Annotated in this window: 24 protein-coding genes and 1 riboswitch; of the genes, 20 read left to right on the forward strand and 4 right to left on the reverse strand. The window is 53.6% G+C overall.

The genetic code is table 11. The features are described from left to right. Positions 1–3: 3 nt before the first annotated feature. Positions 4–1,755, reverse strand: coding sequence for a phosphomethylpyrimidine synthase ThiC (gene thiC, locus IRJ17_RS15755; protein WP_122965150.1), 1,752 nt, complete (start codon positions 1,753–1,755; stop codon positions 4–6). A 152-nt stretch (positions 1,756–1,907) separates the two neighbouring features. Beyond that, positions 1,908–2,019, reverse strand: a riboswitch (TPP riboswitch). Between the two features lie 250 nt (positions 2,020–2,269). Between thiC and IRJ17_RS15760 the strand changes: the two genes are divergently transcribed. Beyond that, on the forward strand, positions 2,270–3,151 hold the full coding sequence (locus tag IRJ17_RS15760; RefSeq protein WP_122965151.1) for a cation diffusion facilitator family transporter: 882 nt from the start codon (positions 2,270–2,272) through the stop codon (positions 3,149–3,151). A 41-nt stretch (positions 3,152–3,192) separates the two neighbouring features. On the opposite strand, the gene ku is transcribed toward IRJ17_RS15760, so the two are convergent. Both ku and IRJ17_RS15770 read right to left on the reverse strand, forming a co-directional pair. After that, a complete protein-coding gene (gene ku, locus IRJ17_RS15765; RefSeq protein ID WP_173598898.1) occupies positions 3,193–4,146 on the reverse strand; it encodes a non-homologous end joining protein Ku in 954 nt (317 codons plus the stop codon). Positions 4,147–4,370: 224 nt separating this feature from the next. Further along, positions 4,371–4,514: a hypothetical protein gene (locus tag IRJ17_RS15770; RefSeq protein ID WP_167470328.1), complete on the reverse strand. Its 144-nt coding sequence runs from the start codon at positions 4,512–4,514 to the stop codon at positions 4,371–4,373. 431 nt (positions 4,515–4,945) lie between these two features. On the opposite strand from IRJ17_RS15770, the gene rsmD reads away from it, so the two are divergent. Continuing rightward, on the forward strand, positions 4,946–5,512 hold the full coding sequence (gene rsmD, locus IRJ17_RS15775; RefSeq protein ID WP_122965154.1) for a 16S rRNA (guanine(966)-N(2))-methyltransferase RsmD: 567 nt from the start codon (positions 4,946–4,948) through the stop codon (positions 5,510–5,512). 80 nt (positions 5,513–5,592) lie between these two features. Then, positions 5,593–6,075: a pantetheine-phosphate adenylyltransferase gene (coaD, locus tag IRJ17_RS15780; RefSeq protein WP_063227686.1), complete on the forward strand. Its 483-nt coding sequence runs from the start codon at positions 5,593–5,595 to the stop codon at positions 6,073–6,075. Positions 6,076–6,081: 6 nt separating this feature from the next. On the opposite strand, the gene ylbJ is transcribed toward coaD, so the two are convergent. Continuing rightward, positions 6,082–7,314, reverse strand: a complete 1,233-nt coding sequence (gene ylbJ, locus IRJ17_RS15785; protein WP_173598897.1) for a sporulation integral membrane protein YlbJ — start codon at positions 7,312–7,314, stop codon at positions 6,082–6,084. Positions 7,315–7,451: 137 nt separating this feature from the next. On the opposite strand from ylbJ, the gene IRJ17_RS15790 reads away from it, so the two are divergent. From IRJ17_RS15790 to smc, 17 genes are all read left to right on the forward strand, one after another. Further along, the gene (locus tag IRJ17_RS15790) at positions 7,452–8,246 is read left to right on the forward strand and encodes a patatin-like phospholipase family protein (protein WP_173598896.1); all 795 of its coding nucleotides are present in this window, start codon (positions 7,452–7,454) and stop codon (positions 8,244–8,246) included. Further along, entirely contained in the window at positions 8,243–9,310 is a 1,068-nt protein-coding gene (locus IRJ17_RS15795) for a SepM family pheromone-processing serine protease (protein WP_173598895.1), read from the forward strand. The genes IRJ17_RS15790 and IRJ17_RS15795 overlap by 4 nt, the downstream gene beginning before the upstream one ends. Positions 9,311–9,394: 84 nt before the next feature. Further along, entirely contained in the window at positions 9,395–9,913 is a 519-nt protein-coding gene (locus tag IRJ17_RS15800; protein WP_063227682.1) for a YceD family protein, read from the forward strand. 138 nt (positions 9,914–10,051) lie between these two features. After that, a complete protein-coding gene (gene rpmF, locus IRJ17_RS15805; protein WP_005834357.1) occupies positions 10,052–10,222 on the forward strand; it encodes a 50S ribosomal protein L32 in 171 nt (56 codons plus the stop codon). 153 nt (positions 10,223–10,375) lie between these two features. Further along, positions 10,376–11,152, forward strand: coding sequence for a DeoR/GlpR family DNA-binding transcription regulator (locus IRJ17_RS15810; protein ID WP_242775277.1), 777 nt, complete (start codon positions 10,376–10,378; stop codon positions 11,150–11,152). A 168-nt stretch (positions 11,153–11,320) separates the two neighbouring features. After that, positions 11,321–12,100, forward strand: a complete 780-nt coding sequence (locus IRJ17_RS15815; protein ID WP_122965159.1) for an ABC transporter permease — start codon at positions 11,321–11,323, stop codon at positions 12,098–12,100. Between the two features lie 10 nt (positions 12,101–12,110). Further along, positions 12,111–12,893, forward strand: a complete 783-nt coding sequence (locus IRJ17_RS15820; protein ID WP_217365054.1) for an ABC transporter permease — start codon at positions 12,111–12,113, stop codon at positions 12,891–12,893. 14 nt (positions 12,894–12,907) lie between these two features. Further along, a complete protein-coding gene (locus tag IRJ17_RS15825; RefSeq protein WP_242771080.1) occupies positions 12,908–13,876 on the forward strand; it encodes an ABC transporter ATP-binding protein in 969 nt (322 codons plus the stop codon). Between the two features lie 125 nt (positions 13,877–14,001). Next, the gene (gene fapR, locus IRJ17_RS15830) at positions 14,002–14,586 is read left to right on the forward strand and encodes a transcription factor FapR (RefSeq protein WP_122965162.1); all 585 of its coding nucleotides are present in this window, start codon (positions 14,002–14,004) and stop codon (positions 14,584–14,586) included. A gap of 20 nt (positions 14,587–14,606) precedes the next feature. Beyond that, positions 14,607–15,614 (forward strand): phosphate acyltransferase PlsX, encoded by a 1,008-nt coding sequence (gene plsX, locus IRJ17_RS15835; RefSeq protein WP_173596480.1) that lies wholly within the window; start codon positions 14,607–14,609, stop codon positions 15,612–15,614. A 5-nt stretch (positions 15,615–15,619) separates the two neighbouring features. Beyond that, positions 15,620–16,639 (forward strand): beta-ketoacyl-ACP synthase III, encoded by a 1,020-nt coding sequence (locus tag IRJ17_RS15840; RefSeq protein ID WP_122965479.1) that lies wholly within the window; start codon positions 15,620–15,622, stop codon positions 16,637–16,639. Beyond that, complete coding sequence (gene fabD / locus IRJ17_RS15845) at positions 16,639–17,589, forward strand: ACP S-malonyltransferase (RefSeq protein WP_242771082.1); 951 nt, start codon at positions 16,639–16,641, stop codon at positions 17,587–17,589. The genes IRJ17_RS15840 and fabD overlap by 1 nt, the downstream gene beginning before the upstream one ends. Then, positions 17,583–18,323, forward strand: a complete 741-nt coding sequence (gene fabG, locus IRJ17_RS15850) for a 3-oxoacyl-[acyl-carrier-protein] reductase (protein WP_122965165.1) — start codon at positions 17,583–17,585, stop codon at positions 18,321–18,323. The genes fabD and fabG overlap by 7 nt, the downstream gene beginning before the upstream one ends. A 53-nt stretch (positions 18,324–18,376) precedes the next feature. Next, positions 18,377–18,610, forward strand: coding sequence for an acyl carrier protein (gene acpP, locus IRJ17_RS15855; RefSeq protein WP_005834336.1), 234 nt, complete (start codon positions 18,377–18,379; stop codon positions 18,608–18,610). Between the two features lie 132 nt (positions 18,611–18,742). Further along, complete coding sequence (gene fabF, locus IRJ17_RS15860; RefSeq protein ID WP_063227674.1) at positions 18,743–19,984, forward strand: beta-ketoacyl-ACP synthase II; 1,242 nt, start codon at positions 18,743–18,745, stop codon at positions 19,982–19,984. Between the two features lie 54 nt (positions 19,985–20,038). Next, a complete protein-coding gene (gene rnc, locus IRJ17_RS15865) occupies positions 20,039–20,725 on the forward strand; it encodes a ribonuclease III (RefSeq protein WP_269747568.1) in 687 nt (228 codons plus the stop codon). Positions 20,726–21,003: 278 nt separating this feature from the next. Further along, positions 21,004–24,576, forward strand: coding sequence for a chromosome segregation protein SMC (smc, locus tag IRJ17_RS15870; protein ID WP_173598889.1), 3,573 nt, complete (start codon positions 21,004–21,006; stop codon positions 24,574–24,576). Positions 24,577–24,617: the final 41 nt, after the last annotated feature.

Raw genomic sequence — 24,617 nt, forward strand, 5'->3', positions numbered from 1 at the left:
CGTTTATTGGTACAACTGGCTTCCTTGCTCGCGGAACTCGCGGGCTTTTTCCTGCATGCCTGCCGCGATAGCCGCAGGCTCGTTTTGTTCCTGCTCCTGCGCTTGCTGACGGATGTCGTGCGAGATTTTCATGCTGCAAAATTTCGGGCCGCACATCGAGCAAAAGTGCGCAGACTTGGCTGCTTCCGCAGGCAGTGTCTCATCGTGATATTCGCGGGCGCGCTCAGGATCGAGAGACAGGTTGAATTGATCGTTCCAGCGAAATTCGAAGCGGGCTTTGGACAGCGCGTCGTCACGCTGTTTGGCTCGCGGATGTCCTTTGGCTAGGTCGGCTGCATGAGCGGCGATTTTGTAGGCGATCAGGCCGTTGCGCACATCTTCCTTGTTCGGCAGTCCCAGGTGCTCTTTGGGCGTCACGTAGCAGAGCATTGCTGTCCCGAACCAGCCGATCATCGCTGCGCCAATCGCAGAGGTGATGTGGTCGTAACCGGGAGCGATATCAGTGGTCAATGGCCCGAGCGTGTAAAAAGGAGCTTCGTGGCACATCTCCAGTTGTTTGTCCATGTTCTCGCGAATCAGGTGCATCGGAACGTGACCAGGCCCTTCAATCATCACCTGCACGTCGTGCTTCCAGGCGATTTTCGTCAGCTCCCCGAGTGTTTCCAGCTCGGCAAACTGCGCTTCGTCATTGGCATCCGCAATCGAGCCGGGGCGCAGACCGTCTCCAAGCGAGACGCTGATGTCGTACGCTTTGAGAATGTGGCAAATTTCTTCAAAGTGGGTGTACAAAAAGTTTTCTTCATGGTGGGCGAGACACCAAGCCGCCAAAATGGAGCCGCCACGCGAGACGATCCCGGTAACGCGTTTTGCCGTCAAAGGAATGTAGCGCAGCAGAACGCCAGCGTGGATGGTGAAGTAATCGACTCCTTGTTCCGCCTGTTCGATCAATGTATCCCGATACACTTCCCAGGTCAGGTCTTCCGCTTTGCCATTGACCTTTTCCAGCGCCTGGTAAATCGGCACGGTACCGATTGGCACGGGGCTGTTGCGGATGATCCATTCACGGGTCGTATGAATGTGCTTTCCGGTCGACAAATCCATGATCGTATCGGCGCCCCAGCGCACGGACCAAATCATTTTCTCCACTTCCTCTTCCATCGAGGAGCTTACGGCCGACGTGCCGATATTGGCGTTGACTTTGACGTGAAAATTCCGCCCGATAATCATCGGCTCCGCTTCCGGGTGATTGATGTTGGCCGGAATAATCGCGCGCCCGGCAGCTACTTCGGCTCTGACAAATTCGGGGGTCACTCCTTCGCGAATCGCGATGTATTCCATCTCTGGCGTAATGATCTGCTGGCGGGCGTAGTGAAGCTGGGTGACATTTTTTCCTGGCAAAGCGCGTTTGGGCCGATAGCCTTCGCGCGGAAAAGCTGGCATCGTCACCGCTTTTTCGCTGCTTCTGATTCCGTCGTCAACAAGTTGTGGCTCCCGGCCGACATAGCTTTCCGTATCGCCGCGTTCCTCGATCCACGCTTTGCGCACTAGCGGCAAGCCTTTTTCGATGTCCGCGACATATCCGTCAGCGGTGTATTCGCCGCTCGTGTCGTAGACGCGCAAAGGCGGATTGGGGGTAGAGCCGAACAACCCTTCGCTTGCTTGAAGGGTGATTTCGCGCATCGGCACGCGGATGTCAGGGCGGCTGCCGACCTCGTATACTTTGCGGCTACCGGGAAAAGATGAAATGGATGACATGAAAAAACCTCCTTGGCGTGGTTGCACGAAGCGCGAACCTTGTAGGGAGGCGAAAGAGGCCCGTCGCGAAAAAAACGCCGCATGGGAGCATGCGACGCCAGACGCGAGAGTAGAGAAGCAACGGGTATTTTGCAAAAAGATACACGTCACTTGTCGTGTCATATGGACATTCCTCCGCTGGCATTACCCAGTTCAGGTTCAACGGTCGATGGCACAGTACCATCCTCTCAGCCTGGTGATTTCCAAGCTCCCGTGCTTGTTTGTGGTTGTGATTGCAAGATTAGGATACCGGAGAACGCCCATCGTTGGCAAGAAAAAGTTTCCAACAAAAATTGCCACAGGGCAACACATTTTCCCCCCCTCTATACTCATGAATCGGACTAAAACTGTTTCTGTAGACCCACACGAATCGCGTCTGTTACGATGTAATTCGATCAAAAAGAAACTGCTTTATGACGCTTCGTTCTTGTCTTTTGAGCGAACGGAGTGATTGAGATTTTTGAGGTGATGGAGTGTGGATGTATATTCGGATCTGAAGCAAGGGGAACGGGGCGCGTGGGTCAGTATTATTGCCTATATCTTTTGCTCGGCGTTAAAAATAGGAGTTGCTGTGCTGACGGGATCGGAAGCGTTGATGGCAGATGGCTTGAACAACTCGACAGACGTGGTGGCATCGATTGCGGTCCTGATCGGCCTGCGCATTGCCCGCAAGCCGCCTGACCACGATCACCCGTACGGTCATTTCCGCGCGGAGACGATTTCGGCCTTGGTCGCGTCATTCATCATGCTGTTTGTCGGCTTGCAAGTCGTGACGGAAGCGGTTCCTTCGCTGTTTGATCAAAAAACGACGGCACCGGATTTGCTCGCAGGCTGGACGGCATTGGCGACAGCGGCGATCATGCTGGGCGTGTACCGCTACAACCGTCAGCTCGCTTTGCGAACAAACAGCCAGGCGTTGCTGGCTGCGGCCGCTGACAATCGCTCGGACGCCTTCGTCAGCATCGGGACGTTTGTGGGCGTTGCGGGGGCGCAGTTCCAGCTTTACTGGCTTGACCCGCTGGCTGCGTTGGTAGTCGGAGTCATCATCCTGAAAACAGCGTGGGATATTTTCCGGGAAGCGACCCATCGCTTGACCGACGGCTTTGACGTAGAAGAGTTGGGGGAACTGAAAGAGACGATCTCGTCCATCGCCGGAGTAAAAGATATTAGCGATATTAAAGCGCGTTACCACGGCAGCAGCGTGCTGGTTGACGTCGTGATCCATGTGGAGCCGCACCTTAATGTGGTAGAAAGCCACACCATCACCGAACACATCGAAGAACGCATGAGACGTGTGCACAAAATCAATACCGTTCATATTCATATCGAGCCAGAGCAGCAACTGGTCGAAAAATAAGCAAAAAACCTGTCCGTATCGGGCAGGTTTTTTGCATGGCGTTACACGGGAGTCGCTTTTTTGCGACGCAGCTTTTTGGTTGTGGTCATCGCCTCGCTTTGCGCTGGCATTTGCTTGGGAGCTGCTGCGGTCGGCTCTGCGGGAGTTGCGCGTTTGCGGCTTGGCTTCGGTTTCGCTGCTGCTGGCGTAGGCTCAGGCTCGATTTTTACCGGACCAGGCGAAGTGCCTGCGGTAGAAGCGAGACTTTCCTTCAACGCTTGCATCAGGTCGATGACATTCGTCCGAGCGACGGTCGGTGCCGTGGCAATCTCCTGGCCTTCCAGCTTTTTCTCGATCATTTTTTGCAGCTCGCTGCGGTATTCATCGGTGTATTTGGCTGGGTCAAACGGAACGGTCATATTGCCGATCAGCTCGGTTGCCATTTTCAGCTCGTTTTCCGCCAAGGGGATGGTCGCCTCTGGCAAGGCAGGCACTTGATTGACTGGCCGTACTTCGTCAGGATAAAAAATCGTTTCCAGCATCATGCAATGCTCATACAGCCGAATGACGGCGAGACTTTGCCGATTGCGCATCGTCACCTGGGCAATCGCGATTTTTCCGGTTTGGCCCATCGCGGCGCGAAGCAGGGCGTACGCTTTTTCCCCTGTGTCCTGAGGAGACAGAAAGTAGCTTTTGTCAAAGTAAACCGGATCGATCTCCGACAAGTCCACAAAATCGAGAATCTCAATAGCTCGGCGGGTTTCGGGGGTGATCGCCTCCAGGTCCTCGTCGTTGATCATGACGAAGTGGCCTTTTTCATACTCGTAGCCGCGAACGATCTCGCTGGCGTCCACTTCCCGCTGGCAGTGCGGGCACATTTTCGTGTATTTGATGGGGGTGTTGCATTCCTTGTGCAGCTGGCGGAAGCGAATATCCCGTTCTTCTGTCGCCGTAAACATGCGAACCGGGATGTTGACCAGGCCGAAGCTGATTGATCCTTTCCAGACGGTGTGCATACGATTCCTCCCGATTCGGTAGTGGCATAAGGCTGGGGCTGGATGCTGCCACGAGGTAAGTGATGAGATGGGTGCGGCCGTTTTGCTTATTGTTTGTAGGCAGCCAGACGAAGCCGCGAGGGAAATGCAGGCGGGAAACATTGACACAGACGAGCTTGCTTTCCATTCCATGAAAAAACCAGCCGATCGCATGGGACGGCTGGTTGCGTTCTTTTTGCCCGATTTTACTGCCCGTGTTTGACGATGTCGGACTGGTCCGCCCGCGATTGCATTTCGCGTGCCGCTTCGCTGCCAATGCCTGTACGATCCGCGATGGACTGGGCTTTGGCTGCTTTCAGCTTTTGCTCGGACGGTTGTTTTGCTGCCATGTCAATTCCCCCTTTTGGAACATGTGCAAGTAGTATGCGCATGCCGGGAACAAAAAAATACCCCCTCGTCAAATGACGATGGGGCAGCTGTTCAACTCCTCCCGCGAAGGGAGCGATGGCACGGAATGCTCCTATCAGACACGCCGCGCGCCTAAGTGAACTGCCTTTCAATTATGGGAGAGGAGAAACCGGAGGAAGAGCTTATGGGGAAACGTAAGTCTTCTCCGCGGTTGTCAGCGACACCGTTGCGTCGCTATCCATCATGTTTTCCAAACTTTGCGTCTCGTATACCTGAAGCCGGCATAAATTTTCCAGTTGCCAATTTTACGGGGGTAGGCAGTTGTGATAGTATGATATCAGCCTGAAGGCAGAACGGCCTTGGTACAGGCGGCATTTATCTTCTACAAACTTCTTTGAACAGGTGAACAATTATGCGCGTCATCGCAGGAGAACACAGAGGTAGAAAACTTGCGGCCGTCCCTGGAAGCGGAACGCGTCCGACGACCGACAAAGTGAAAGAATCGATTTTCAACATGATCGGCCCGTACTTTGATGGGGGCTGGGCATTGGATTTGTATGCCGGCACAGGCAGCTTGGGCATTGAGGCGTTAAGCAGGGGAGCGGACAAAGCTGTCTTCGTCGAGCGCGATGCCAAAGCGTTTTCTGTCGTCAAGCAAAATGTCAGCGCCTGCCGCCTTGATGCATACGCAGAAATGTACCGCATGGATGCGGATCGAGCCATCCGGCAATTGGCAAAGCGGGAGCAGCCGTTTGATCTCGTTTTTTTGGACCCGCCGTATGCGAAGCAAAACATCGTGGAAGAAATCACTCAGCTACAACAGCTTGGTCTGCTCGCAGCAGGTGCCTGGATCGTCGCCGAACACGACAGCAAGGACTCGTTTCCCGCTGCCATCGGCGATTGCGTCAAAGATCGCGAGGCTACGTACGGCGAGACAGCGGTCACTTTGTACTATTACGAGCCGCAGCAAGAAGCATAGGAACGCCTCGCTTTTTGCGGTCGCATTCCATTTCATGAAAAACGTCGAGACGTTTTTCACAGAAAAAAGGGGGAGGCAACATGGCGATTGCCGTTTGCTCGGGAAGCTTTGATCCGGTTACATATGGACACCTCGACATTATCAGTCGGGGGGCAAAAGTGTTTGACAAAGTCATCGTGGCAGTTCTGATCAACTCCAAAAAAAATTCCCTGTTCAGCGTAGAGGAGCGCGTCGAGATGCTTCGTCAGGCGACAGCGGACATGAGCAATGTGGAGATCGACTCTTTTGACGGCTTGCTGATCGATTACATGAACAAGCGCGGAGCCAAAGTGATCATTCGCGGTCTTCGCGCTGTGTCCGACTTCGAGTACGAAATGCAGGTTGCTTCCATCAACAAAAAGCTCGACGATCAGATCGAGACCTTTTTCATGATGACCAACAATCAGTATTCGTATCTCAGCTCCAGCATCGTAAAAGAAGTGGCAAGGTACAAGGCAAGTGTCGCCGATCTGGTGCCGCCAGCGATTGAAGAAGCGCTCAAGCGCAAATTGGCCAGCGAGTAACCGAGTTTACCTCGGCTTGCTGCTGCGAAAGTAACGGGTGAGCAAGCTGATGCCGAAAAGCAGAACAGCCACCCCTGCCGCGAGCGTGCCAGAAAAAGCGATCGTCTCCCACCAGCTTGTAACGGGGATTCCGGAAGTGGTCGGCACGAAGACGGGAACGCTTTTTTCCAAAAACCAGTTGCTCGCTTTGACCAGCGGCTGCCAGAAAACAAAGGTCAAAATGGCAGCCAATAAAGCGTGGAGAGCACGCGCAATCAAATAAGGCGCTACCCGGATGTCTGTTTCGCTGAGAATGCTGGCGACTTGCGCATGGACGCTCAGTCCGCCCCAGGACAGTATGGCGCTGGCGATCGCAGCTTTCCAGACCATGGATACGGCATCGGGAACGACACTGGCTGCCTGCGCGCCCAACGTGACTTCAAACAGCCCGGCGACGATGGCTTTGGAAAAGGCGGGAGGAAAGCCAAAGGGACCGAGGAAAATAGCGAGAAACGTACTGATCAATTGGGTCAGGTGAATCGCTTGAAACAACTGAATCAACACAGAGAACACGATGATAAAGCCACCGATCATGAGCAAGGTGTTGAGCGCTGACTGCACGGCATCCCCCATGAGTTTGCCAAACGGCCGACCGTCGCGGATTCGCGCCCGGTGCATGGCTTGCAGCGCGCGGAGCGGGAGGGGCAAATTCGTTTTTTCCAAAGGCTTGGTTATGGCAGCAAACGGCGCGTGGAAACGGTAAATCAGCCCCATGATGACTGCCGACAAATAGTGGGTCAAGGCGAGGACGACTCCCATTTGCTCGCTGTGGAAAAAGCCGATTGCCACCGCGCCCATGACAAACAGCGGATCTCCCGTCGTCGTAAAAGATACGAGCCGTTCCCCTTCCGCTTTGGAGATATTGCTCTGCTGGCGCAAGCGGGTAGTCAGCTTGGCTGCCACCGGATATCCCGATGAAAAGCCCATGGCGAGCACAAATCCGCCTGTTCCCGGAACATTGAACAAAGGGCGCATCAACGGTTCCAACAGCACGCCAACAAAGTGAACGACTCCGAGTCCCATCAATATTTCCGAGAGGACGATAAACGGGAGCGTGGACGGGAATACGACCTCCCACCAGATTTTGAGTCCACGGACGGCGGCTTCAAAAGAAATTTGCGAGTAAATGACAAGGGTCAAGACGAGCGCGACTGTCGAGAGGGCAAGCAACAAGGTGAAAAACGGTGAGTGGCGTGACATGGAATCCTCCTGTGTCGACGAAAAGATCATAGTACATGTCTACGTGACAGGCTGATGATCTATGCGTGAGGCTTGTATCTTTCAAGTGTGAAAGGAACAGGGAATGGTCACATAGGCTGTTTACAGGAGGTGTTTGCATGACGGCGAAGCGAAAGCCAACCGTGGGGGTAGCGCTAGGCTCAGGCGGGGCCCGCGGTTTTGCGCATATTGGTGTCTTGAAAGCATTCGAGGCGCAAGGAATCGAGATCGACATGCTTGCGGGCAGCAGTATGGGGAGTTTGATTGCGGCGGTGTATGCAAACGGAATCGAGCCGCACATGATGGCGAAGCTCGCGCTCAATCTGAAGCGCAAGCACTGGCTTGATCTGACCGTACCGAGCATGGGGTTTGTCGCGGGAGAGAAAATCAAGCAGTTGATCAAGCTGCTCACTCACGGGAAGCGGATGGAGGAGCTGGGCAAGCCTTTGGCGATTGTGGCGACTGACATCGAATCCGGCGAACGGGTTGTATTCCGCGATGGGCCGATTGATCAGGCAGTCAGGGCGAGCATTTCCATTCCAGGCATATTTGTCCCGGAAAAGGTTGGCGGGCGTCTGCTGGTCGATGGCGGTGTCATTGACCGCGTGCCTGTGACGGTGCTGAAAGACATGGGAGCGGATATCGTCATTGCAGTCGATGTGGCCCAGGTCGATACGCCAATGAAGGTGAACAGCATCTTCGACGTCATTGCCCAGACGATTGATGTGATGGAACGGGAAATTCTCCGCCACAGGATCATTGCTGCGGATATCGTAATCCGCCCGGATGTTGGACATTATAGCAGTATTGCCTACTCTGGCGTGGAGGAAATCATCGAACTCGGGGAACGCGAGGGTGCAGCGCAAGCAGAGCGCATCCAGCAACTGATTGCGAACTGGGAGGAAAACGGATGAACGAGGACCAACTTTATAGACAAACGCGCAGATCGCGAGGAGCCAGAGGCTTTAGCTGGGTTTTGGCCTTGATTGTGATTGTGGCTGGACTGTCTTTTTTTATCCCGACCAATTACTATGTGACAAGGCCAGGCTCGGCTATCGCGCTAGGCCCGATGATCGACGTAGAAGGCGGCAAAAAGGACGAAACAGGCGCGTTCATGCTTACGACTGTGCGCATGGGTGAGGCGAATCTCGCTTGGTACGTCTACGCGAACATGTCGCCTGATGCCGAACTGATGCCGAAAGAGCTGGTGGTCAGCAAAGGGGAGGACAACGAAGACTTCGTCCGCCGCGAGCAAGCCGTGATGGACAATTCGCAAAAGATCGCCGAAGCGGTCGCTTTTCGCCTGGCTGGCTACGATGTCAAGATCGAAAAAGAAGGCGTCTGGGTCATGGGCACAATCGAAGGACTTCCCGCCAAAAAAGTGCTGAAAATCGGCGACGTCATCACCGCCGTCGATGGAGTGCGCACCGCCGAAGCCAAAGATTTGCTGCAAGCTCTCGCCAGCAAAAAGGCAGGCGATCAGGTCGAGATTACATATACAAGAGATGGACAAGAAGGGAAAACGATGGTAACCTTGGAACCACTGCCAGAGTCGAAGTCCGTCGGCATCGGGGTGCGTCCGGACAACAAGCAAGAGATCGTGATTCCGAAAAAAGTAACGATCGCGTCGCAAGGGATCGGTGGACCATCTGCCGGGCTGATGATGACGCTGGAGATTTTGGATCAGCTCGATGTGGCGAAGGATTTGACAAAAGGCTATAAAATCGCCGGTACAGGCACGATTTCACTGGATGGGACAGTCGGCCGGATCGGCGGGATCAACCACAAGGTCATCGCGGCTGACAAAGCAGGGGCGGAAATTTTCTTTGCACCCGAGGATACGCCTGATGCAACCTCCAATTATCAGGAAGCGCTGGCTACCGCAAAACGGATTGGAACTTCCATGCAGATCGTTCCCATCAAGACAGTAAAGGATGCGATTGCGTATCTGGATGGACAAAAACCGAAATCTTCCTGAGCAAACAAGCTGTCAAGGAAAAATGGTTGACAAAGCTTTTTGCACGGGCTATAATCATCCTTGTTGTGCATGAGGTGAAGTGCTATGAACATTAAGTTAGCAGAGTTGGAACACCGAAAAGGAGAGGCACTGCCGTTTCAGTTGACGCTCGATGCAGCAGAACTGAAAGGTCGCCATAACGAGATTCGCGGGATCACTCCTGTGAATGCCGAGGGTGAAGCTGTACAGCTCGGTAACCTCTACTATGTAAAAGGCAGCATGAAGGCCGATGTCGATTTCGTCTGCGCCCGATGCTTGAATCCTTTTACCCATCACGCGGCAATAGACTTCTCCGAAACCTTTGCTTTGGCAGATGATCCTATCATAAGCGAGGACGAAGACAGCGACATCCTTCCACTGGAAGGAGACGAGATCGAGCTTACTGCGCTGTTGCAAGAGGACTTTTTGCTCGCGATGCCAACCTTCCCGCTGTGCGAGGAAGATTGCAAAGGATTGTGCCCGAGTTGTGGCGTAAACCGCAACGAAGTGGCATGCAGCTGCAAGAATGAGCGGATTGACCCGCGCTTGGCCGGGTTGGCTGACTTTTTCAAGGACAGCAAGTAGTATTCTCTTGTTTTCAAGGTGAGGCGCCGATCTTCGGATGCAGCGTCTCATTTTTGAAGGACGGCATAAGCTTTTGGCCTATACTGTCCACCCAATAGAGCATCTTAGCATTTGTCAGTTGAAGGAGGTGTAAGGAAGATGGCAGTACCTCAACGGAGAACTTCCAAAACCCGTAAAAGAATGCGTCGTACGCACTTCAAATTAGAGATTCCAGGCATGATCAAATGCGATAATTGCAGCGAATACAAGCTTGCGCATCGTGTTTGCCCAAGCTGCGGTCACTACAAAGGTGTGAAAGTAGCAAAGTAAGCTTTGCTGCGTAAAAAGTGAGGTGAGCAATCACCTTGCTTTTTTTGTGCCTTCATTTTGCTTATTAATGCTTATGAATACTTAAATAATATTGCTTAAAATGCGTAAATGACTTACAATGAGGAAGAAAGGCAAGGATGGAGTGAAACCGTGATGTACCAGGAAGAGCGATTGACCGCGATCCTGCAATATTTGCAGCAGCACCACCGAATCAGTGTACAGGAAGTCGTGGAGCAATTCGGCGTCTCCCGTGATACGGCCCGGCGAGATATCGTCAAGCTGGAGGAGCAGGGAGAAATCTTGCGGACTCGCGGTGGAGCGATTTTGCCTAGCTTGAGCAAAAAAAGCTTTTCTCATCAGGAGCGCATGCAGCTCGATTTGACAGGGAAGCGGCGGATTGCGCAGGCTGCCGCGCGTTTGATCAAACACGGCGACTATTTGCTGCTTGACGCATCCACGACGGTTCAACTGACGGTAGAATCGTTGCAGACAAAAGACCATGTCATCATTACAAACTCCTTGGCTACAGCAGCCAGTGTTTCGCGCAAGGAAGGCGTGCTTGTGAAAATGCTCGGCGGGGATGTGAACCCGCAAGATCAGTGTGTGCACGGCACCCGAACCGTAGAAAATCTGGCGAATTACCACGTCGACAAGTTGCTGGTCGGAGCTTGCGGGCTGACGACGGGCGGGCTTGTTTCCCCGGATGAAGATCACGGCTATGTGATCAGGGAGATGATGAAGCGAGCGGATCAGGTGATTATTCTCGCTGACCACTCCAAATTCGGAAAAAGCATGTTGTACCGGGTAGCCAGTCTGGATCAGATCGACTTGATCGTGACGGACCGCGCACCAGGGCGGGAAATGGCCGAAGCCTTCGACAAGAGCGAGGTAGACGTATTGGTAGCCGCTGAAAACGGCAAAGACGCATGAAATAGCGGGTAGATTTCATCTGGCTGGCGTGAAGGGAGACCCCGCGTGACAGCAGATGGATTTATCAGAGAAGGTTCTTCTTTTTGAAGAGCCTTCTCTTTTTTTGCTTGCAATCATATAGGAGCCCTGCTATCCTGTTATTCCTGACTTTTCCACGAGGAGGTTCTTATGGTTTACTGGCGGATTATCCGCAAAAGCTATCGACGCAATCTTCAGTATCGTCTCTCTCATCTGATCAACAATGTGGCGAGCTCGATTTTTGGGCTTGTTTTTATTGCCATTTGGATGGGAGTCCTGCGAGGCAAAGCCGTTCACGGCCCGTACGACGCGGAAACGATGGCCTGCTACATCGCGATTTGCCAAAGCGTGCTTTGGGTGACGACGTTCATGTCGCCCGGGCTGAATGTGCAGGTCGGGGTGCGCAGCGGAGCGGTCAGCCTCGACATGATCAAGCCTGTCCATTACTTGTGGTACACCTTGAGCCAGGAGTTTGGCCGCCTGCTCTACAACGCCTGTTACCGCAGTCTGCCGATCGGCCTTTTGCTTGGGCTTGCGGTAGGCTTTTCTTTCCCCTCCGATCCGCTTGCGTACCTCTTGTTTTTGCTCTCGCTTCTGCTGGCTGCCTACGTAGGCATGCTCCTTTTTTATTTGGTCGGCATTTCTTCTTTCTGGACGACCGAGGTGCGCTGGCTGCACCTCATTTTGCTCTCGCTAGTTTTCGGCTTTGGCGGGCAGATGATCCCTGTCGATCTGATGCCGGGGGTACTCGGGCAGCTGGCTCCGTTTTTGCCTTTTGCCGCCATGATTTACTATCCGGTCATGAACTGGCTGGAGCTTGCTCCGGCCTACAGCATCGGGGTTCAGCTGCTGTGGGCTGTCATTTTGACAGCAGTCGCTCTCGCTGTGACGAAGCAAGCAAGAAGAAAGCTGGAAATACAAGGGGGGTAGCGACGTGCTCATGCTTTATCGAAAGCTGATCGCAGCCAGTCTCCGCTCGCAAATGCAGTACAAAATGAATTTCATTACGAGCGCGGCTACGACCGGCATGATTATGGTTCTCGATTTTGTGATTCTTTCCGCCATTTTGCACCGCTTCAACGATGTGGCTGGCTGGAATATTTACGAGGTCGGCATGCTTTACGGCATTTCTTCGGCATCTGTCTCCTTGTATCGGCTGTTTGCTCCGGAAGTGAACGATTTTGAGAAGTATGTCGTGCACGGAGAATTTGACCAGATGCTGATTCGCCCGGTATCGCCGCTCTTGCTTTTGCTTACGCGCAATCTCGACCTTTCGCGGATTGGCGGCATCGTGCAAGGCGTGGCAGTGCTGGTGCTCTCGCTTGCGGGACTTGCCCGGGAAGGGGCAGATTTGCTCTGGTTGATCGTCTTTTCCCCGATCGCGATTCTTTCGGGCGGGGTCATTTATTTTTCCATGGCGTTGTCTTCGGCGGCTCTCTCTTTTTGGACGCATCAAATGAGAGACATCCTGACTTTTACGATCTACGCGCCGGCGAATGCCTCCAACTATCCGATTTCGCTCTATCCAGGCTGGCTGAAATGGCTGTTTTTTACCGCCTTGCCGATCGCGTACATGAATTACTTGCCGATGCTGGCCTTGCTCGGAAAAGGGGGAGGCTGGTACTACCCGCTGCTGGCGCCTGTTGCGGCGGCGACCGCATTGTTTTTGGCACTCACCTTTTGGAAGGTAGGTATACGACATTATCACTCTACGGGAAGCTGAGGAGGTTTTTCATCATGATAGAAGCTGTACATATCGGCAAGTCGTTCTATTTGTCTCCGGAGAAAAAAGGCCGCTTCGCCTCGGTGCGCACCTTGTTTTCCCGGGAGCAGCGTGAGGTCAAGGCTGTAGACGACATCTCCTTTTCCGTCGGGGAAGGGGAGTTCGTCGGCTACATCGGCCCGAACGGAGCGGGGAAATCGACCACGATCAAGATGCTGTCCGGCATTTTGCACCCCAGTCGGGGAGAAATCCGCATCGGCGGCTACAGTCCGCAAAAAGACCGGATACAGGTCGCTTCGCGCATCGGCGTCGTCTTCGGGCAGCGAACGCAGTTGTGGTGGGACTTGCCCGTCAAAGATTCGTTCGAGATTTTGCAGGCGATGTACAAAATCGATTCGCGCACGTATCGGCACTCGATGGAGCTTTACCAGGAGCTTCTGGATATGCGCGAATTTCTGGATACACCTGTGCGCAAACTGTCGCTCGGACAGCGGATGAGAGCGGATTTGGCAGCAGCGCTTTTGCACGATCCGCCTGTGCTGTTTTTGGATGAGCCGACAATCGGGCTGGATGTGGTCGCCAAGACGCGCATCCGCGCCTTTTTAAAAGAAGTGAACGAGACGCAGAAAAAGACGATCTTGCTGACGACGCATGACATGGACGATATCGAGCAATTGTGCAAGCGGATTATCGTCATCAATCACGGCAAAAAGATGATGGACACGACATTGGATGACATGCGCCGCCAAATCGGTTTGCCCAGTCTGATTCAGGTTGAATATCGCCAGCCGCCAAGCCTGGGTGCCGAGTTGGCAGGGATTGAACGGCTGGAGTTGTCCGGCAATGTTTTGTCCGTTCATTTTGACAAAGGAAAAATTTCTTCGCCGCGCATCCTGGCAGAAGTGGCTGGCTGGGGTGAGCCTTTGGACATCCAGATGAAAGAACCCGGGATTGAGGAGATCATTCGGCTAATGTACCGCTAGGGAGAGCTACCCATTTTCAAGAACTTTACTTGTAATTGCCAACGTTCTCCCTTATACTGTTTTGGTACCTGGTATTAAAAACAGCTCGCAATCATACATATCCGAAACAAGAATCTTGCTAGGGGGTGTTTCGCATCGCCCGCTTGCCAAAAAAAGACCGCCAGACCCGCTTGGTGCAGTCGCTGGCGGATAATCCATTTGCGACGGACGAAGATCTGGCTGAGTTATTTCATGTCAGCATTCAAACAATACGACTAGATCGATTGGAGCTTGGGATTCCGGAGCTTCGGGAGCGGATCAAATCGGTTGCGGAGAAAAGCCTTGATCCCGTGAAGTCGTTAGGGATTGAGGAAGTAATCGGGGAGATCATCGACTTGCAGCTCGATTCCCAAGCTATTTCCGTATTGGAAATAAAAGAAGAGCACGTTTTTTCCAAAACACAAATTGCCCGGGGCCATTATATTTTTGCCCAGGCTAACTCTTTGGCAGTAGCAGTCATTAATGCCGATGTGGCGCTGACAGCTACAGCCCGGATTCGCTTTGTGCGCCCCGTGCGCATTGGCGAAAAGCTGGTCGCGAAGGCAGTAGTACGCAGCCGAGACGGCGACGAGTGCAAAGTGCGCGTGGAGACGAAAGTTCAAGGTGAATTGGTCTTTACAGCGACATTCCGGGTTGTGGAAATGACTGTCGCACAAAATCGGCATGAATGAGAGGTAAGGAGGAGACACGGTTGCGAATTGCAGTTGATGCGATGGGCGGCGACAACGCACCACAAAGTACAGTATTAGGAGCACTTGCTGCCATCAAGGAAAACCCGGCCATTACGGTTGTACTGGTGGGAGATGAACAAGCCATTCGGAACCACTTGCCGCAAGACGCGCCGGCAAACATCGAGATTGTTCCTACGACAGAAGTGATTTTGCCAGATGATGAGCCGGTTCGAGCTGTACGTCGCAAGAAAAATTCCTCGCTGGTTGTTGCAGTTGAGATGGCACGTGAAAAGATCGTGGATGCAGCGATTTCGGCGGGAAACACGGGCGCGCTCATGACGGCAGGTCTGCTGTACGCAGGCCGCATGGAAGGCATCGAGCGCCCGGCGCTGGCCGCTTATATCCCGAATAAAAAAGGCCGCGTAACACTCACACTTGATGTGGGGGCCAACATGGATGCGAAGCCGCATCACCTGCTGCAATACGCGGTGATGGGCAGCCTGTACGCAGAAAAAGTGCTTGGATTCGAAAATCCAAAAGTAGGACTGCTCAACGTAGGGACAGAAGAAGGCAAAGGGAATGAGCTGACCAAAGCGGTGTTCCCGCTGCTGTCCCAGGCAGACCTGAATTTCGTCGGCAATGTGGAAGCGCGCGACGTCATGGAAGGGGCATGTGACGTGCTGGTTTGTGACGGCTTCGTCGGCAACGTGCTGCTGAAAGCGGTAGAGGGCGCTGCTTCCACAATCTTTTCGCAGTTGAAGCAGGAGTTTACTTCGAGTCTGATTAATAAAGTAGGAGCGGCCATCTTAAAGCCGGGACTCATGCGCTTCAAGAAGAAAATGGACTACGCGGAATACGGGGGAGCGCCGTTATTGGGCTTGAAAAGCCCTGTGATCAAGGCTCATGGCTCCTCTGACGAGAGAGCGATGAAAAACGCGATTGCCAGCGCAGCTCGCTTTGTGCGGCAAGATGTCAATGAAGTCATTGCGCAGGCACTACAGAAAAATATAACGGGAGAAAGCGAGTGAGGCAGATGGATAAAAAGCGTTCAGTAGGCATTTTGGCTACAGGTTCTTACACCCCTGACAGGGTGCTTAGCAACTTCGATCTGGAAAAAATGGTGGAAACATCTGATGAGTGGATTGTTTCCCGTACTGGAATCCGGGAACGCCGGATCTGCTCGACTGAGCAAGCATCTTCTGATCTCGCTTACGAAGCTGCGAAAAAAGCGTTGGCAAAAGCCAACATCAGCGCAGAGCAACTGGACATGATTATCGTCGCTACGGTGACGCCGGACACGATGTTCCCATCCACTGCCTGCATTTTGCAGGAAAAGCTGGGAGCAAAGCGTGCGGCTGCGGTAGATTTGTCTGCTGCCTGCACCGGCTTTTTGTACGGCATTACGACAGCGACCCAGTTCATCGCCAATGGGTTTTACAAGCACATTTTGGTGGTAGGGGTTGAAACGCTGTCCAAAATTACGAACTATAAAGACCGCAATACTTGCGTGCTGTTTGGCGACGGCGCGGGTGCTGCTGTCATCGGCGAAGTGAAAGAAGGCTTCGGCTTCCAGTCGTTTGAATTGGGTGCAGACGGATCGGGCGGACCTTTGCTGTGTCTGCCAGCGGGCGGCTCGCGCATCCCTGCTTCCAGCGAATCGGTGGAAAACGATCTGCACTACTTGGCCATGGCGGGCGGAGAGGTGTTCAAATTCGCTGTGCGCGTGATGAACTCTGCCACAGAAGCGGTTCTTGCCAAAGCGGGCGTAGACCGCGAAAACATCGACCTGCTCGTGCCGCACCAGGCGAACAAGCGAATTATCGATTCGGCTGTGCAACGCTTCGGCTTGTCCGAAGAAAAAGTGGCGATCAACCTCGACCGTTACGGCAACATGTCTTCTGCATCGATTCCGGTTGCACTCGATGAAGCGGTCGAAGCTGGACGCATCAAAGAAGGCGACAATGTGATTCTCGTAGGCTTTGGCGGCGGATTGACTTGGGGAGCGACACTCTTGAAATGGTCGACCACGCCAGCAGAAGGGAGCGGACAGTAGTGGGGAAAGTAGCATTTGTTTTTCCGGGGCAGGGCTCGCAATTCGTAGGAATGGGCCAGGCGCTCAGTGAACAGTCGGAGGCAGCCCGCCACATTTTTCAGCAGGCAGATGAAGCGCTCGGCTTTTCGCTGTCCGGCTTGTGCTTCAACGGCCCGGAAGAAGAACTGAAGCTGACGGCTAACACGCAGCCGGCGATTTTGACGGCGAGCGTCGCGGTATTGGCAGCTTTGCAAGAACAGCGTCCTGACTTCACTCCGGCATTCGTGGCTGGACACAGTCTGGGCGAATATTCGGCACTGGTTGCAGCAGGAGCGTTGTCTTTTGCTGACGCGGTAAAAACGGTCCGTGCACGCGGTCAATTCATGGAAGAAGCGGTTCCGGCAGGGCAGGGCGCGATGGCAGCTGTCCTGAACATGGAGCGCTCCGCTTTGCAAGCGATTTGCGAAGACGTGACTGCTTCCGGACACCCGGTACAACCGGCGAACATGAACTGTCCGGGCCAAATTGTCATCTCCGGTTCCGCCGAAGGTGTCAAACTGGCTGGCGAGCAGGCGAAGGCAGCGGGGGCGAAGCGTGTTCTGCCGCTGAACGTAAGCGGACCGTTCCACTCCAGCCTCATGCAGCCTGCTGCGGATAAATTGCAGGCCGTGCTTGCAGGCGTATCTGTCCGGGAAGCAACCGTTCCGGTCGTGGCAAACGTAACGGCGCGACCTGTTACCGAAGCGGCGGCGATTGTGGAACAACTGGTTTCGCAAGTATCGGCTCCAGTTCTGTGGGAGGATTCCGTACAGTGGATGGTGGAAGCGGGCGTGACCACTTTTGTGGAGATCGGGCCAGGAAAAGTGCTTGCTGGACTGATCAAAAAAATCGCTCCGGCAGACACGACGATTATTTCTGTACAGGATATGGAGTCCTTGACTGAGCTTTTGAACGGAGGGGTATTATGCTAACAGGAAAAACAGCACTCGTCACAGGCGCTTCCCGCGGAATCGGCCGCGCGATCGCACTCAAGCTGGCCGCAGCAGGAGCGAATGTGGTCGTTAACTACGCAGGAAGCGAAGCGGCAGCCAGTGAAACAGTCGCGATGATCAAGGAGCTCGGCCGCGACGCCATCATGGTTCGCGCCAATGTGTCCTCGACAGAAGAAGTGGGCGACATGTTCAAAGCGGCGCTCGATCACTTCGGGACCATCGACATTCTCGTCAACAACGCAGGGATTACCCGCGATAACTTGTTGATGCGCATGAAAGAAGAAGAGTGGGATGACGTCATCGCCACGAATCTCAAAGGCGTGTTCAACTGCCTGAAAGCAGCTACTCGTCCGATGATGAAGCAGCGTTCGGGAAAAATCATCAACATCACATCCGTTGTAGGTGTACTCGGCAATGCAGGACAAGCAAACTACGTAGCGGCCAAAGCAGGCGTCATCGGTCTGACCAAGACTGCTGCACGCGAGCTGGCGAGCCGTGGCATCACCGTGAACGCGGTAGCGCCAGGTTTCATCGCTACAGAAATGACAGACGTCCTGCCGGAAGACATCAAAGCGGGCCTGATCAGCCAGATTCCACTCGCCCGTCTCGGTCAAACCGAAGACATCGCGTCTGTTGTTTTGTTCCTTGCTTCTGATGCAGCCAACTACATGACAGGCCAAACCTTGCATGTAGACGGCGGCATGTATATGTAAACTGGTTTTTTGAAAGCTCATCCACTATAATACGGGAGAGGGGGTGAAGCAAGATGGCAGATACATTGGAACGCGTGAAGAAAATCATCGTCGATCGTCTGGGTGTAGATGAGTCCAAGATTACTTTGGAAGCTTCTTTCAAAGAAGACCTGGGCGCTGACTCCCTGGATGTAGTGGAACTCGTAATGGAACTCGAAGACGAGTTTGATTTAGAGATTTCTGACGAAGATGCTGAAAAGATCACTTCTGTTGGTGAGGTTGTTAAATACATAGAATCTCACAAGTAGATCCATCAGTTGGAAGTCCCGTACCATACGGGACTTCTCCTTCAATTGCAGAGAATACATACGGGGAAGCTATGTTGGGCATGAAGTGTAAGTAACAGGCTGACTGCTGACTTTCATATAGAGGTGATCGTAATGAAACGAAGAGTGGTGATTACGGGCGTCGGTGTTATTTCTCCGGTGGGAAATGACGCGCAGACCTTCTGGAACAGTTTGCTGGAAGGAAAATCAGGCATTGACCGCCTGACTGCTTTTGACGCTACTGATTATCCGACACAGATTGCGGGAGAAGTAAAAGACTTCAATCCCGAGCTGTATATGGACAAAAAAGAAATACGACGTACAGACCGATTCGTTCAGTTTGGATTGGCTGCTGCCAAAATGGCGGTAGAGGATGCGAAACTGGAAATCACGCCAGAAAATGCGGAACGAGTGGGTGTATACATCGGGTCCGGTATTGGCGGGCTGTCTACATGGGAAGAGCAGCATTCCGTGCTGTTGGAAAAAGGACCGCGCCGCGTGAGTCCGTTCTTTATTCCGATGCTGATTGCGAACATGGCGTCTGGAGCAGTATCGATCCAATACGGTGCAAAAGGGCCAACATCCAGTGCGATTACCGCATGTGCAACGGGGACGAACGCAATCGGCGACGCTCTGCGTTTGATCCAGTTTGATCATGCCGACGTGATGATCGCAGGTGGAGCGGAAGCGACCGTTCGCCCGATGGCGTTTGCCGGCTTTTGTTCCGCCAAAGCGATGTCCACGCGCAACGACGAGCCGCAAAAAGCATCCCGTCCTTTTGACAAGGATCGCGATGGTTTTGTCATGGGAGAAGGGGCAGGCGTCCTGATCCTGGAAGAACTCGAGCATGCGAAAAAGCGCGGCGCGAACATCATCGCCGAAGTGATCGGCTATGGCATGAGTGCTGACGCCCATCACATCACTTCTCCATCTCCAGGGGGAGAAGGGGCTGCGCGCTGCATGAAAAACGCCCTGCGTGACGCGGGAATCGACCCGACAGAAGTAGGCTATATCAACGCACACGGAACTTCCACTGACCAAGGGGATATCGCAGAAACGCAGGCGATTAAAGACGTCTTTGGCGAACACGCTTACAAGCTGGCTGTCAGCTCCACCAAGTCGATGACAGGCCATTTGCTCGGCGCCACAGGCGGTATTGAAGCGATCGCGACTGCTTTCGCTCTGCGCGATCAGGTGCTTCCTCCTACCATCAACCTGGAAAATCCTGATCCGGAATGTGATCTCGACTATGTTCCTAACCATGCGCGCAAGGCGACCGTCCATGTGGCTGTGTCCAATACATTTGGATTCGGCGGTCATAATGCTACGGTGATCCTGAAGCGATACGAAGCATAAATGAGCCCTACTGAGAGAAAAAGTAGGCAGTCTCCTGGAATGGTGGTGAGGGTGATGAATTTTGCGCAGCTGCAAGAGAAGATCGGCTTTCGCTTTCATGATGAAAGCGTTCTGCGGCAGGCATTCACCCATTCTTCCTACGTGAACGAGCAACGCGGCAAACGGATATCAGACAATGAACGGCTGGAATTTTTGGGAGATGCGGTGCTCGAATTGACGGTTTCCCAGTTTTTGTACAAAACTTTTCCCAAGATGAGCGAGGGAGAGATGACAAAACTGCGGGCAGCGATTGTCTGTGAGCCTTCTCTGGTTAAATTTGCTGAGCTACTGAATTTTGGCGATCTCGTTTTGCTGGGAAAAGGGGAAGAGCTGACGGGCGGCCGTCAGCGACCTGCCTTGCTAGCGGACGTATTTGAAGCTTTTGTTGGCGCCCTCTATTTGGATCAGGGCCTGGATGCCGTGTTTTCTTTTATGGAAAAATACGTTTATCCGAGAATCGACAAGGGAGAGTTTGCCCAGGTTACAGACTTCAAGAGCCAGTTGCAGGAATTTGTTCAACAGGACAATCTGGGAGACATCCAGTATCGCATTGTAGAAGAAAAAGGACCAGCTCACAATCGAGAGTTCGTATCTGAGGTGCTTTTGAACAATCGTTCGCTTGGCATCGGCTCGGGCCGCTCCAAAAAGGAAGCGGAACAGCAGGCCGCCGCGCGGGCATTGGTAAAGCTGGGGGATAAATAAAAGCTCGGAAAAGGGAGCTGCATCATCTGCGAAAGGCAGGTGGTGTAGCTTTCTTTGTTCCGACTTGGAAAAGCTGGGAAAATACTGCGTGATGACGGCTTTCTATGATACACTTAACGGGGAAAGACCCAAGAAACCTCGCAGTGGAGTAGCTCCTGTCTCATGCAGGAGCTCTTTTCGGGTACCCATCCAATCTGGGCCGCGTGTTTTGCCGGATTCGGCGGATAACAGCAGGTGGCGAGCAAACAGGGTGGGGTTTGGTAAGGAGGATCGTACGTATGTATTTGAAACGTCTGGAGCTGGCAGGATTCAAATCTTTTGCCGACAGGACGGAATTGGAGTTCGTACCGGGAGTGACAGCAGTAGTCGGCCCGAACGGAAGCGGCAAAAGCAACGTTTCCGACTCGATTCGCTGGGTGCTCGGGGAACAAAGCGCCAAATCGCTGCGCGGGGCGAAGATGGAAGATATCATTTTCGCGGGCAGCGACAAGCGCAAGCCAGTGAATTTTGCTGAAGTGACATTAACCTTGGATAATACCGATCGCTCGCTTGATGTGGAATATTCGGAGGTTTCCGTTACGCGCAGAGTGTACCGCTCTGGCGACAGTGAGTATTACATAAACAACCGATCGTGCCGCTTGAAAGATATTATGGAGCTGTTTATGGATACGGGTCTGGGAAAAGAAGCGTATTCCATTATCGGTCAGGGAAAAATCGAAGAAATCCTCAGTACCAAATCGGAAGATCGCCGGGGAATTTTTGAAGAGGCAGCGGGAATCGTCAAGTACAAGACCCGCAAGCGAGAGGCCGAGAAGAAGCTGGACGACACGGAGCAAAACCTGATTCGCATCCACGATATCGTCAGCGAGATCACGGAGCAGATTGGACCGTTGCAGGAGCAGGCCGAGACGGCGAAAACCTACAAGGAGCTGCACCGCAAGCTGGTCGAGCATGAAGTGGCTCTGTACGTGCAACAAATCGAGGCGGCCCATACGAAGTGGGAGGCTGCCTCGCAGCGTGTGCAGGAACTGCGCGAGCAACTGATTACGCAAACGACGGAAGCGAGCAAGCACGAAGCGGATTTGGAGCAAGCCCGCTTTTCTGTCACGCAAATCGACCAGTCGATTGAGGAGTTGCAGCAAGTTCTTTTGACCGTGAGCGAGGAAACCGAAAAAGTAGAAGGCCAGCGCGAAGTATTGCGCGAGCGGATGCGCAACTTGAGTGCCAATCGCCAGCAGACGATGGAGCAAATGCACAAGCTGACGGAAAAGCAGCATGCGCTCGAAGCAGAGCTTGCAGAAGAAAAGCAGCGCGTGCAGGAAGCGGAGCAGCGAATGACAGAGGCCCATGCCTCCTTGCAGGAAGCCGAAGGCCAGTTTTTCGCCATGGTGCAATCGTTGACGGATGACGTGGAGCGCTTGAAAGGCGACTATTTTGAAAAGCTCAACGAAATGGCGAACCTGCGCAACGAAATTCGTCACCAGCAGCAATTGGTGCAAACTTCTCAGGCGCGTGTCGACCGTCAGCTGTCTGGAAAAGAGCAGCTCGATCTCGAAGAAGTGCAGCGTCAGGTCAAAATCGCCGAACTGCAAGAGCGGTTGGCCAAAATCGAGCAAACGATACAAGATACGGTGGCGAGGTACAAGCAATTGCTGGACGGTCTGCGCGACGGACAAGCCCGGATGGAGCAGGTTCGCCGGGAGCTTCGCCAGTCCGAACAGCGCAGGGAAGCGGCCAAGTCGCGACTCGATCTGATCAAGGAAATGCAGTCCGAATTTGCCGGATTCCAGCAAGGGGTAAAAGAAATTCTCAAAGCCCGTGAGCGAGGCTTCAAAGGAATCCACGGTGCGGTAGCCGAGCTGGTCGTCGTGCCGCAGCAATACGAGACAGCCATTGAAGTTGCGCTCGGCGGGGCATTGCAAAATGTCGTCGTGGACGACGAGGCAGCCGGGCGCGCAGCGATTGCTTATTTGAAGCAGCACAATGCAGGCCGCGCTACCTTTTTGCCGCTGGATGTCATTCGGCCGCGCACCTTGCAGGCACAAGACAAGCAGCAGCTGGCAAAAGAAGGCGGCGTTGTCGGGATCGCCAGCGAGCTTGTTTCGTTTGAGGAAACGTACCGCCCGATTTTGGAGAGCATGCTCGGCAATGTCATCATTACGGAAAAATTGGAGCAGGCCAACCGTGTCGCGCGTACACTCGGCTATCGGTATCGCGTCGTTACGCTCGAAGGGGATATTGTCAACGCAGGCGGTTCGATGACAGGGGGAGCGCTGAAGAAAAACAGCACCAACCTTCTCGGCCGCAATCGGCAGGCAGATGAGCTGGAAGCGCAGATGCGTGAAATCGAAGAGGCAATTTCTGGACATACTACGCTAATGGAGCAACTGACCAGTGAGCTTGGCCGTATGGAAGAAGAGCAAGAAACGCTTCGCTCGGAAGGGGAAGCCTTGCGGTTGAAGGAGCAGGAAGTCAAGGGCCTGTTGCAGCAGGCGGAAGCAGAAGGGCGTTCGCTGGGCGAGCGGGCCAAGCTGGTTGAGCAGGACATCGCCGCTTACCAGCGGGAAAGAGAAGAAGCTTCCGAGAAGCAGGAACAATTGCAAGCCTCCCTCGTTGTGCTGGAACAAGAGGAACAGCAGCTGAATGCGCTGATTGCCGAGGCGGAAGCCAAGCGTCAGGAGCAGCTGGAATCAAAAGAAGAGATGAATCAGAAAATTACCAGCCTCAAAGTATTGAACGCCCAGGTGAAGCAGGAGCATCAATCCCGACTGGAGCAAACGGAGCGCTTGTTGGAACAAAAAAGCTTGCTTCAGCGCGAGTGGGAGGAGCAAAATGCGAATCTGGCTGCTCTCGACGAGCTGGAACAGACGAATGAATCGTCAGGACTGGAACTGGACCAGCGCATCGCGGAGTTGCGCCAGGACAAAGAGCGGGTAGCCGGGCTGATTTCCGAGCGGCGCAACGAGCGGGCGACCCTTTTCCACAAACAAGAGCAGGTTGAAGTACATGTAAAAGAAATTCGCAGAGAAGTCAAAAGTCTGGAAGAGAAGCTTCACCAGGAAGAAGTGAAAGTCAACCGGGGTGAGGTGGAACTCGACCATCTGTTGAATAAACTCTCCGAAGAATACGAAATGAGCTACGATCTGGCGAAGCAGAAATACCCGCCACGCGGAGACTTGCAAGAGGAAACGCAAATCGTCGCCAAAATCAAAAAGCAAATCGCTGCGCTCGGCACCGTAAACCTCGGAGCCATCGAGGAGTACGAGCGTCTCTCGGAGCGCCAGCAGTTTTTGAGCGCCCAGGAAGCCGATTTGAATGAAGCAAAAGATATGCTCTACCAGGTGATTCAGGAGATGGACGCGGAGATGTCGCGCCGCTTCAAGGAGACGTTTGAAGCGATTTCCGAGCAGTTCCGCGATGTGTTCGTGCAATTGTTCGGCGGAGGTCGCGCCGACTTGCTTCTGTCCAACCCGGACAACCTGCTCGAAACGGGGATCGACATCGTAGCGCAGCCGCCGGGCAAAAAGCTGCAAAATCTGGCTCTGCTCTCCGGGGGCGAGCGCGCGCTGACGGCGATGGCTCTGTTGTTTGCCATCCTGCGTGTCAAACCTGTGCCATTTTGCGTACTGGACGAGGTGGAAGCCGCGCTGGATGAAGCCAATGTCAACCGATTTGCCGAGTACATGCAGCATTTCAGCCGCCAGACGCAGTTTATTTGCGTGACACACCGCAAAGGCACGATGGAGAGCGCTGACGTCCTGTACGGAATCACGATGCAGGAAGGCGGCGTGTCCAAGCTGGTTTCCGTCAAGCTGGAGGACAGCGACAAATTCGTGGAGTCGGCCTCGTAACGGGGCGTGACATTTCTTGCGCCCAAGCGCAATATGGATGA

Source organism: Brevibacillus parabrevis (genome assembly GCF_022701015.1).
Taxonomy (GTDB): domain Bacteria; phylum Bacillota; class Bacilli; order Brevibacillales; family Brevibacillaceae; genus Brevibacillus; species Brevibacillus parabrevis.